11 protein-coding genes are annotated in these 10613 nt (G+C 71.5%); 2 read left to right on the plus strand and 9 right to left on the minus strand.

Features of this window, described 5'->3' with window-relative positions; all coding sequences use genetic code 11:
• The 3 genes from hemC to G7A99_RS08500 all read right to left on the minus strand — a co-directional run.
• Positions 1-558: hydroxymethylbilane synthase (gene hemC / locus G7A99_RS08490; RefSeq protein ID WP_240466184.1), on the minus strand; the 558-nt coding region annotated here is incomplete at its 3' end.
• Between the two features lie 55 nt (positions 559-613).
• Positions 614-1351: a LytTR family DNA-binding domain-containing protein gene (locus G7A99_RS08495; protein WP_018718051.1), complete on the minus strand. Its 738-nt coding sequence runs from the start codon at positions 1349-1351 to the stop codon at positions 614-616.
• Complete coding sequence (locus G7A99_RS08500; protein ID WP_026321059.1) at positions 1332-2357, minus strand: sensor histidine kinase; 1026 nt, start codon at positions 2355-2357, stop codon at positions 1332-1334. Before G7A99_RS08500 ends, G7A99_RS08495 begins: the two co-directional genes overlap by 20 nt.
• A 165-nt stretch (positions 2358-2522) precedes the next feature.
• On the opposite strand from G7A99_RS08500, the gene argH reads away from it, so the two are divergent.
• Positions 2523-3923, plus strand: a complete 1401-nt coding sequence (gene argH, locus G7A99_RS08505) for an argininosuccinate lyase (protein ID WP_163139529.1) — start codon at positions 2523-2525, stop codon at positions 3921-3923.
• Between the two features lie 8 nt (positions 3924-3931).
• Here argH and G7A99_RS08510 read toward each other — a convergent pair whose 3' ends face one another.
• The 6 genes from G7A99_RS08510 to G7A99_RS08535 all read right to left on the minus strand — a co-directional run bounded on the left by G7A99_RS08510 (position 3932) and on the right by G7A99_RS08535 (position 8638).
• Complete coding sequence (locus G7A99_RS08510) at positions 3932-4552, minus strand: SCO family protein (RefSeq protein ID WP_018718048.1); 621 nt, start codon at positions 4550-4552, stop codon at positions 3932-3934.
• A gap of 114 nt (positions 4553-4666) precedes the next feature.
• A complete protein-coding gene (locus G7A99_RS08515; protein WP_051088211.1) occupies positions 4667-5518 on the minus strand; it encodes a cytochrome c oxidase assembly protein in 852 nt (283 codons plus the stop codon).
• Complete coding sequence (locus G7A99_RS08520) at positions 5515-6837, minus strand: M23 family metallopeptidase (protein ID WP_018718046.1); 1323 nt, start codon at positions 6835-6837, stop codon at positions 5515-5517. The genes G7A99_RS08515 and G7A99_RS08520 overlap by 4 nt, the downstream gene beginning before the upstream one ends.
• A gap of 164 nt (positions 6838-7001) precedes the next feature.
• Positions 7002-7313: a hypothetical protein gene (locus G7A99_RS08525; RefSeq protein WP_018718045.1), complete on the minus strand. Its 312-nt coding sequence runs from the start codon at positions 7311-7313 to the stop codon at positions 7002-7004.
• Between the two features lie 12 nt (positions 7314-7325).
• The gene (locus tag G7A99_RS08530; RefSeq protein WP_018718044.1) at positions 7326-8003 is read right to left on the minus strand and encodes a class I SAM-dependent methyltransferase; all 678 of its coding nucleotides are present in this window, start codon (positions 8001-8003) and stop codon (positions 7326-7328) included.
• 11 nt (positions 8004-8014) lie between these two features.
• The gene (locus G7A99_RS08535; RefSeq protein ID WP_163139533.1) at positions 8015-8638 is read right to left on the minus strand and encodes a cation transporter; all 624 of its coding nucleotides are present in this window, start codon (positions 8636-8638) and stop codon (positions 8015-8017) included.
• 207 nt (positions 8639-8845) lie between these two features.
• Here G7A99_RS08535 and G7A99_RS08540 point away from each other — a divergent pair.
• Positions 8846-10613: plasma-membrane proton-efflux P-type ATPase (locus G7A99_RS08540; protein WP_240466186.1), on the plus strand; the 1768-nt coding region annotated here is incomplete at its 3' end.

A 10613-nucleotide genomic window follows, 5' to 3' on the forward strand; every position in this document is an offset into this window, starting at 1 on the left:
CGGCCGGCGGATGCGTTCGGTGAGCCCGAGGCGGCGCAGCCCGGAGGCCGCGAGGACGATGGCGTCGAACTCACCGGCATCGAGCTTGCCGAGCCGGGTCTGGACGTTGCCGCGCAGCGGCGAGACCCGCAGGTCCGGGCGCCGCCAGCGCAGCTGGCACTCCCGGCGCAGGCTTGCGGTGCCGACGTGGGCGCCCCGGGGGAGCTCGTCGACCCCGGCGTGGTGGTTGGAGACGAAGGCATCGAAGGGGTCGTCGCGCTCGAGGATCACCGGCAGGTGCATACCCTCGGGCAGCTCCGCGGGGACATCCTTCATGGAATGCACGGCGATATCGGCGCGCCCCTCGAACATGCCCCGTTCGAGCTCCTTGACGAACAGCGCCTTGCCGCCGATGGCGGCTAGCGTCCTGTCCTGGATCTCGTCGCCCCGGGTGCTCATGCCCACGAGCTCGACCTCGAGCCCGGGATGGAGACGGCGGAGGGCGTCGGCAACGTGTTCCGCCTGCCACAGCGCCAGGGCACTGCGACGGGTGGCGATACGGACCCGGTCGCGGGGCATGGTACGGCCTCTCGGGTAGCCTGCGTGGCCGTACAGGATGCCACGACCCGCGGGGTCAACTCACGCGCGCCGACCTCAGCAGGCTGCGGACGTGGGGCAGATGCCGCCGGCTGACCTCGAGACGGTCGTCGGTGCCTTCGAGCACGGCGTAGGTCCGCCCGTCGCCGCCCCGCTCCAGGCCGACGAGACGGTCCCGGGCCACCAGCGCCTTGCGGTGGATGCGTACGAACCGGTTGCCGAACTCGTCCTCGAGCTTGCGCAGCGAGTCCTCGATGAGGTCCTCGCCGCGGGCATGCTTGACGGTGACGTACTTCTGGTCGGCCATGAAGTAGCGCACGCTGTCCACCGGCACGAGCTCGATACCGGAGCGCCGGCGGCAGAGGATGTGCTCACGGCCGTCGGTCTCGGGCACCTGCAACGCCTCGAGCTGCGCTCGGTTGAGCCGGCGGGCCTTGGCCAGCGCGGCGGCGAGCCGCTCGGAGCGCAGGGGCTTCAACAGGTAGTCGATGGCCGCCGTCTCGAACGCCTGCAGGGCGTGATCCCCGTGGGCGGTGGTGAAGATGATCGCCGGCGGCTGGGACGACTGGCTCAGGCGGGCCGCCACCTCCAGTCCGTTGGGTCCCGGCATGCGTATGTCCAGGAGCACGACGTCGGGACGGACGCGTTCGGTGAGCACCAGCGCCTCCTCGCCGTCCGCGGCCTCGCCGACCACCTCGCAGTCGCCGAGCTCCGCGATCATCCCCGCCAGCCGCTGGCGGGCCGGGGCCTCGTCATCAACGATGAGTATCTTCATCGGCCACCCCTCGCCAGTAGGGAAACCGCACTGTGACATGATAGACGCCATCGTGGCCGTTGGCCTCCAGGCGTCCCTCATGGCCGAAAGCGAGCGCCAGGCGCTCGCGCACGTTCTCCTGCGCCATGCCGAAGCCCGTGCTGCGCCCCGGACGCTCCGGGGCCGGGTTGATCAGCGCGATCTCCAGCATGTCCGCATCACGCCGTCCGCTCACTGTCAGGGTCCCTCCGTTACGCCGGGGCTCAATCCCATAGTAGACCGCATTCTCGAACAGCGGCTGCAACGTGAGCGGCGGGATCAGGGCGTGACGGGGCAGCGCGTCCACGTCCCAGGCCACGGACAGCCGCTCGCCGAGGCGCTCGCGCTCCATGCGCAGATAGCCCTGGGCGAGGGTCAGCTCGTCGGCCAGCGGCACCAGCCGGTCGCCGCCGGCGAGGCTCGCGCGGAACAGGTCGGCGAGATCCTCGACCAGGCGCTCGGCCCGGGACGGCGCCACCGGGATCATGGAGGCGATGGTATTCAGACTGTTGAACAGGAAGTGCGGGCGGATGCGGGCCTGGAGCGCCTCGTTGCGCGCCTCGGCGGCAGCGCGCATGCGCCGGCGCCACTCGTGCTGGACGTAGAGATAGCGCAGCACCACCGCCGCGACGATGGCGGCCACGGCCAGCACCCGTGCCAGGAACAGGGGATGTCCCGCCGTCACCGGCGCCGCCAGCCACCAGGCCCCCTCGGCGACCGCGGCGGTCACCGCGAGCACCAGCATATAGCTCGCAATCGCGGCCTGCGGGCCCGACAACCGCGCGAGGCGGGGACGCAGATAGCACAGCAGCGCCGAGCTCCCCAGCGCGATCCACTGCACCAGCAACGAGATCAGCCCCAGGGATTGCCAGCCGCCGTCGGGCTGGACCAGCACCAGCACGAAGGCGAGCAGCTCGGCGGTCATCACCACCGTGAGCACGCTCGTTCTGGCACAGAAGTCCGGGAGAAAGCTTTCCCTCGCCGCCACAGTCTCCCCCAGTTGCCCGCGGCACGCCCTCCGTGCCGTGCACGTGGCGGCTCCAGCATGGCCATGGAACGGCGCCGGGCGCAAGCGCCGCGGCGCGTATCGCACCTGTCTGTCTAGTATACTCCGCCAACGCCTTAACCCACGCAGCAGAGGCCAGGGGCCACCATGACCGACAAGACCGCCAGCCAGCTCTGGACCGGGCGCTTCACCGAGGCCACCGATGCCTTCGTCGAGGCGTTCACCGCCTCCGAGCACTACGACCGCCGTCTCTACCGCCAGGACATCCGTGGCTCCAAGGCGCACGCGCGCATGCTCAACCGCGTCGGCGTGCTCTCCGACGGGGACACCCGCGCCATCGTCGAGGGCCTGGACGCCATCGGCGAGGAGATCGAGCGCGGCGAGTTCCCCTGGTCGCCGTCCCTCGAGGACGTGCACATGAACATCGAGGCGCGACTGACCGAGCGCATCGGCGACGCCGGCAAGCGTCTGCACACCGGGCGCTCGCGCAACGACCAGATCGCCACGGACGTGCGGTTGTGGCTGCGCGAGGCGATTGACGAGGCGGTCGCGCTGCTGCGCCGCTTCCAGTACGGGCTGGTGTCCCTCGCCGAGCAGGAGGCGGAGACCATCATGCCGGGCTTCACCCACCTGCAGGTGGCCCAGCCGATCACCTTCGGCCACCACATGCTCGCCTGGTACGAGATGCTGGTGCGCGACGAGGGCCGGCTGCGGGACTGCCGTGAGCGCGCCAACGTCATGCCCCTGGGCTCGGCCGCGCTCGCCGGGACCACCTTCCCCGTGGACCGCGCCATGACCTGCGCGGAGCTCGGCTTCGATACGCCCAGCCGCAACTCCCTGGACGCGGTCTCCGATCGCGACTTCGCCATCGAGTTCCTCTCCGCCGGCGCCACGATCATGACCCACCTCTCGCGCATGGCCGAGGAGCTGGTGCTGTGGACCTCGCCGATGTTCGACTTCATCGACCTGCCCGACCGCTACTGCACCGGCAGCTCGATCATGCCCCAGAAGAAGAACCCGGACGTCGCCGAGCTGGTCCGCGGCAAGACCGCCCGGGTCCACGGCGCGCTGCAGGCGATGCTCACCCTCATGAAGGGCCAGCCGCTCGCCTACAACCGTGACAACCAGGAGGACAAGGAGCCGCTGTTCGACGCCGCCGACACGGTGATCGCCAGCCTCCGGGCCTTCGCGGACATGGTCCCGAACCTCGCGGTCAAGCGCGACAACACCCGCGAGGCGGCCCGCCGGGGCTTCGCCACCGCCACCGACCTCGCCGACTACCTGGTGCGCCGCGGCGTGCCCTTCCGCGACGCCCACGAGATCGTCGGGCGCGCCGTGCGCCACGGCGTCGAGAGCGGGCGGGACCTCGCGGAGATGTCCCTGGGGGAGCTGCAGGGCTTCTCCGATGCCATCGGCGAGGACGTCTTCGAGGTCCTCACCCTGGAGGGATCGGTGGCCGCGCGGGACCACACCGGCGGCACCGCTCCCGCGCAGGTCCGCGCCCAGGTGGCCGCGGCCCGGCAGCGGCTCGGGGAAAAGGCCGGCTGAGCACCGCCTCAGCCGGAGGCCAGCAGCCGCTGCAGGTCGGCGGTGATCGCCTCGACGGAGTCGCTGGGCACACCGCCGGCGTCGTTCGCCGTGATCCGCAGCCGCGCCGTACCGTCACGGTCGAAGACGAACACCGAGCCGTTGTGGCTGACCGGGTAGTTGCCCTCCGCGTCCGGCTCGCCGTAGGAGAACGTGGTGTAGTAGCGCGCCGCCAGCTCGCGGAGCCGGCCCGTCCCGGCGGTCAGGCCGATGAAGCCCTCGCCGAAGGCGGACGTGTAGCGCGCCAGGCGCTGCGGCGAATCCCGCCTCGGGTCGACGCTGACGAACAGGACGCGCGTGTCCTCGCGCTGCGCCGGCGTCAGCCGCTGCATCACGCGGCTCAGGCGCGCCAGTGTGCCCGGACAGACGTCCGGGCACGAGGTATAGCCAAAGAAGAGCAGGACGATCCTGCCGGCCATGTCGTCTTCCGTGATCACGCTGCCCGACTCGCCGGTGAGACGGAACTGCAACGCCGGGAACTGGCCGCGGATATCGCTGGTCCGCCATTCCGGCTCGCTGCAGGCCGCCAGAACGACGGCCAGGGCGATGATGGCGGTGAGTACGTGCAGCCGCGCCCCCCACGTCGTCACTGCCCTCCCGCCGGTGCGGCGTGCATGACGGCGGCGGGGACGGATTAAGCGGCGAATCCTCATGTCCATGGTCTCCTGTTCCAGAGGGCCTGCTGGATACGACGCCCGGCCTTGTCAGTGCGTGGAGGTCGGGCCGCGCTCGCTGCGATACCAGTAGGCCAGCACGATGACCGTGCCGAGCACGCTCATCATGGCCGCCGGTATCCAGGTGAAAATGCCGCCCAGCACCCGGTCCGTGGTGGCGTCGATCGGCCAGGGCGAACCGCAGACCTCGTAGTAGTCGTAGATGCCGCCACCCTCGATGACGATGTATGCGCCCAACCAGATCTGGGGGAAGGCGACCGCCGCGAGCATCAGGCAGCGCTTGCCGAAGCCGATGGCGTAATGCCCCGGCCCGGGCGGGCGCGGGTCGAGGGCGAGCCACCAGAACAGCAGCCCGTCGATGGCCATGCTCCAGTTCATGACCGTGTAGAGCTCGCGGCTGAGCATGGCGTTGTAGTGCACTGCCGGGGTCAGCCAGAGATAGATCAGCCCGACGAACAGCAGCGAGGCCACCAGCGGATGCTGGACGAAGCGGTAGACGCCCTGCACCGGGGCACTGCGCCACGCCGGTGCGATCACGCGGTCACGGACCGGTGCCGGCATCCCCGCCGCCAGCACCGGCAACGGGTTGGCGAGCACGATGAGGATCGCGGCGATATGGTGGAGCACCAGGTGCTGGAGGCGGTGGATGAAGAACACGTACTGGGCAAAGTAGTCGAAGCGGGTCTGGGTGACGGCGTACATCGCCCCCAGGCCGACCAGGAAGGCCGCCGCCCGGACGACCCCCGGCCGTGCCCCGCATGCAATACCGCGGAGATAGAGGAGCAGGGCGACGGCCACCGCGAGGCTCACCATCGGCTGCCACTCGTAGGGCCGGAGAAACCCCGCCACCCCGGCCAGCACGCTTAACCCGTCGCCTGTCATCGCCGCACCGCGTAGTCGGCCAGCATCAGCGCGGGATGCGCCGCGGCGGCGTTGCGGGCGCCGCCGTGCATGGCCACGCGCAGCGGACGGATACGCTCGCGGAACGTCCGCAACCGCTCCCCTGTGAGCCGGCGACGGGGCGGCAGGTCCAGCGCCCGCGGGTCCACCGGCTCGCCGCCGCGCAGGACCTCGTAGTGCAGGTTCGGACCGGTGGCGGTGCCGGTGGCCCCGACGTAGCCGATGACCTCGCCCTGGCGGACCCGATCGCCGTCACCGATCCCGTCGGCGAAGGCGGACAGGTGGGCATAGGCCGTCTGCAGGCGGTTGTCGTGGCGGATACGCACGTAGTTGCCGTAGCTGCTGAACGGCCCGGCGCGGACGACACGCCCATCGCCCGCCGCACGGACCGCGGTGCCCCGTGGCGCGGCGAAGTCCAGGCCCTCGTGCATGCGGGTGTAGCCGAGGACCGGGTGATCCCGCCGGCCGAACAGCGAGGACAGGCGCGCGCCCTTCACCGGCGTGCGCAGCAGCGACGTCGCGACGCTGGCACCGTCGGCGGTGTAGAAACCGTCCCGCCCGCCGTCGGTCCCGCCACCGGGCCGGAACACGGCGAGCTCTCCGCCAGCCTGGCCGATGCGTGCGGCCAGAAGGCGTCCGTCATGGCTTGCCGCACTGTCCTCGTGGACAAAGCGCTCGTAGACGACGGCGAACTCGTCGCCCCGACGCAGGTCCCGCTGGAAGTCGATACGGCCACTGAGACGGCGGTAGGCGGCGATCAGGACCGCCTCCGGTATCCCCGCGCGCATCGCCGCCGGGTACAGCCCGCCGTCGACCCGCATGCGCACGGTGCGCGTGGTCCGCCGGTGCGCCACCCGTCGCTCCCGGGCCTCGAGCCCGCCACCGTCCGTCCGCGAGACGAGCACGCGCGTGTCCGCGTCGGTGCGGATACTCAGCCGGCGTAGGCGCGGTCCCCCACCGTCTTCGTCGAGGACGTGAACCAGTGTCTGGCCCGGGCGTAGCGCGCCGGCGTCCATCACCCCGGAGAGCGCTTGCACGACCCGCATCGCCTCGGCGGCGTCCAGGTCCAGCTCGTTGCCCAACAGCCCGAGCAGGGTGTCGCCGGCGCGCACGGTCAGCCGCCCGGGTGGTGAACCGGGCGGCACCGCCTCCGGGTCGGCACCGGCACGCGCCGCCGGTGCGGGTGTCACGTCGGAAGCATCCCCGCCGGCACTCGCGTGTGTGGCCTGCGGAAAGGGCAGGACCGCCGCCCCCGCGGCGAGCACCGCGGCGGTCAGCAGGAAACGGTTTCGCAGCTGCATGGTGTGACTCCTCGGCCGCCCCCGAACACCAGGCACAGGGCTTCGGAAGCGGTGGTAAACAGGGGGTTGCCGCGCACGGTCCGCCGGCGCGTGAACGGCGGCCGCCGTGGTCGGCACAACGCCCGTCCTCCGGGGAAAACCGGCCGGACGGCGGGGAGCTGGACTCAGGTGGTCGGGGGCGGTGTTACCGGCGCCCGGTCCACGCTGGTGAGGCGCAGACCGGGGCGGGCAAGGGGCGATTCGGAGCGGGCGTGCATGGGCAGGGGGCAGGCCGGTGCCAGTGCCGGCAGGTGCGCCGGAAGATGGCACTCATGCATCCCGGGCGCGGCGACCGGCTGATCACCGTCCGCGGAATCCGGCGTCGCCGCTGCGACAGGCGCGTCGGCGTGGGCGGCGATCTCGGCGCCGGCCTCCGCCGTGTGGGCGACGACGGAGAACGCGACGAGCAGGATCAGGATGCGGGCGATGCACTTCATGGGTCCGCAAGCCTATGACGGCAGCGTCCTCTCGTCCACACATCCCACGGCCAGGGTGAACACCCCACCGTAGTAGTAGCGGTGGTAAACCGGCGTGAGACGGGCGAGCAGCGCCTGGTCCACCCGTCGGGTGATCTGCTCCGGACGCACACCGAAGACACGGTTGAGCGCGACCCCGGCGCGGACCAGCCAGGCCGGCCAGCCCTCCGGGGCCTGCATCTCCAGCGCCCCGAACCGGCCGCCCGGCCGAAGCCATCCGGCAGCACGGTCGATCACCACCGGGTAATCACCGCTCATGCCCAGGGTCAGGGCCGCGCACACCGCGTCCACGGACCGCCCCGGCCCCGCCCACTGCAGGAAATCCGCCTGCACCAGCGAGACATTGTCGAGTCCGAGAGCGTCGGCACGCCTGCGGGCCCGCTCGAGCATGCCGGCGCTGACGTCCACGCCGATGATCCGCCCCGCCGGGCCCACGGCCCGGGCGAGCCGGGGCAGGTTACGCCCGGTACCGCAGCCGAGGTCGACCACCGTGTCCCCCGGAGCCAGGGCCAGGCCGTCCACCAGCGCGGCCCGGTAACGCCCGAGCCGCACCCCCATGGGCACGAACAGCCACAGCAGCGGGTCGTAGTACCCGGCGATACGGGTGTAGACCTGCCGGGCAAAGGCGCCGTCCGCGGACAGGCGGGACACGCTCCCGGGCCTCAGCCGGCGGGCGCCGCGTCCCAGGATCGCCGTGCGTCGCCGAGCACCCGCACCGCCGAGCGCAGGAACAGCAGCGCGACCGCCGTGCCCACCAGGATGTCGGGCCACGGGCTGGCGGTGAGCGCCACCGCGCCGGCGGCGACGAGCACGCCGACGTTGGCGACGATGTCGTTGCGTGAGCACACCCACGCCGAGCTCATGTTCACGTCATCGCCGCGATGGCGGGTCAGCACCACCAGGCAGGCGGCGTTGGCGAGCAGCACCAGCACGCCGATACCGGCCATCAGCCCGGAGGCCGGCGCAACGCCCCACAGGGCCTTGGCACCGGCCTCCAGCAGCACGGCGATCCCGAAGGCCGCCATGATTCCGCCCTTCAGCCCCGCCGACGCGGCCTTCCAGCGTGCCCCGCGAGCCACGGCCACGAGGCTGAAGCCGTACACCAGCGCGTCCCCGAGCATGTCCAGCGAATCGCCGAGCAGCGCGGTGGATCCGGCGACCCAGCCGGCGCCGAACTCCACCACGAACATCACCGCGTTGATCACCAGAACGACCCAGAGCATGCGCGCCTGACGCTCCGCCAGGGCGCTTGCCGCGCAGTCGTCGTCGTGACAGCAACCGGCCATCGCACACCTCACTCGTCATCGATCCTGACCGGTACGGTAATCCTTATAGTGACTACAAGGTAAAGCTTTCACCCCCGCGCCGGGCATTGACGGAGCAGGCCACACGGGCATAGCTTATATTGCAGCGCAGCACAGGGAAGACCGCGAGGCCGTTCCCCGCCGGGGCCCGGTGGCCCCGCGACGCGGCGTGCTGCCAGGGAGGCGACAGTGTCCCGTGAAGACCCTTCCGATACCGGCCGCCCGGCCGCCGAGACCGCGGCGGAGGCACCCCCGGAAACCGACCTGGACCGGGGCCTCACCGAGGCCGAGGCGCAGGAGCGGCTCGCGCGCTACGGCGAAAACACCCTTGCCGAGAACGGCCACAGCGTCCTCGGCCAGCTGCTTTCCTACCTCTGGGGCCCGATCCCCTGGATGATCGAGGCGGCGGCCATCCTCTCCGCCGCGGTGGGCCACTGGGCCGACCTCGCCGTGATCCTCACCATGCTCGTGGTCAACGCCGGCGTGGGCTTCTGGCAGGAGCACAAGGCGGACTCCGCCATCGACAGGCTCCGCGAACGCCTGGCGCTCAACGCCCACGTCCTGCGCGACGGTCAGTGGCGCACGGTGCCGGCGCGAACGCTGGTGCCCGGCGACGTCATCGCGGTGCGCATGGGCAACGTCATCCCCGCCGACCTGCGTCTGTGCCGGGGTGAGTACCTGAGCGTGGACGAGTCGGCGCTCACCGGCGAGTCCCTGCCGGTGGACAAGCAGGCCGGCGACACCGCCTACTCCGGCTCCTCCGCCAAGCAGGGTGAGATGACCGGCGTCGTGACGGCCACCGGCATGGACACCTATTTCGGCCGCACCGCCCAGCTGGTCCAGGCCGGCAGCGGGCGCTCCCACTTCCAGCGCGCGGTGCTGCGCATCGGCAACTTCCTGATCTTCGGCACGCTGGGACTGGTCGCGCTGATCGTGGTGGTCTCGCTGTTCCGCCACGCCCCGGCGCTGGAGACCATCCGCTTCGTGCTCATCCTCACCGTCGCCGCCATCCCGGTCGCCCTGCCGGCGGTGCTGTCGGTGACCATGGCCATCGGCGCCGAGCGCCTGGCGCGGATGAAAGCCATCGTCTCGCGGCTGGTGGCCATCGAGGAGATGGCCGGCATGGACGTGCTGTGCGCCGACAAGACCGGCACGCTCACCTGCAACCAGCTCACCGTCGGCGAGATCGCCCCGTTCGGGGACGCCGACGAGGCCGCGGTGCTGCTCGCCGCGGCACTGACCGCCGAGCGCGACGAGAGCGAGGAACCGGACGCCATCGACACCGCCATCCTCGCCGCCCTCTCCGACGCCTCCGCCCTGGACGCCTACCGGGTCACCGGTTTCGTGCCGTTCGACCCGGTGAGCAAACACAGCGAGGCCACCGCCGAGCGCGACGGCGAGCGCGTCCGCTTCGCCAAGGGCGCCCCGCAGGTGGTGCTCGGCATGTGCGATGTGGACGATGACCTCGCACGGCAGGTGAGCGAGGCCACCGACCGCTTCGCCGCCGACGGCTACCGCACCCTCGGCGTGGCGCGCAACGACGGCGGGGCGTGGACGTTCCTCGGCCTGATCCCCCTCTACGACCCGCCGCGGGAGGACTCCGGCGCGGTGATCGGGCGCCTCCACGACATGGGCATCCGGGTGCGCATGCTCACCGGCGATCACCTCGCCATCGCCCGGCAGATCGCCACGCGCCTCGGACTCGGCAAGCGCATCGTCTCCGCGCAGGAGCGCTTCGCCGACGGCCGCACCCCCGACAACGAGCAGATCGAGGCCACCGACGGCTTCGCCCAGGTGCTGCCGGAGCACAAGCACGCCATCGTCTCCTCGCTGCAGTCCGCCGACCACATCGTCGGCATGACCGGCGACGGCGTGAACGACGCCCCCGCGCTGCGCCGCGCGGACGTGGGCATCGCGGTCAGCGGCGCCACCGATGCCGCCCGCGCCGCCGCGGATC

Source organism: Arhodomonas sp. KWT, from assembly GCF_010993615.1.

Coding starts and splice junctions, on each gene's coding strand:
- G7A99_RS08495 (WP_018718051.1), bottom strand. CDS start 1,351: ATGAAGATACTCATCGTTGATGACGAGGCCCCGGCCCGCCAGCGGCTG.
- argH (WP_163139529.1), top strand. CDS start 2,523: ATGACCGACAAGACCGCCAGCCAGCTCTGGACCGGGCGCTTCACCGAG.
- G7A99_RS08515 (WP_051088211.1), bottom strand. CDS start 5,518: ATGACAGGCGACGGGTTAAGCGTGCTGGCCGGGGTGGCGGGGTTTCTC.
- G7A99_RS08520 (WP_018718046.1), bottom strand. CDS start 6,837: ATGCAGCTGCGAAACCGTTTCCTGCTGACCGCCGCGGTGCTCGCCGCG.
- G7A99_RS08525 (WP_018718045.1), bottom strand. CDS start 7,313: ATGAAGTGCATCGCCCGCATCCTGATCCTGCTCGTCGCGTTCTCCGTC.
- G7A99_RS08535 (WP_163139533.1), bottom strand. CDS start 8,638: ATGGCCGGTTGCTGTCACGACGACGACTGCGCGGCAAGCGCCCTGGCG.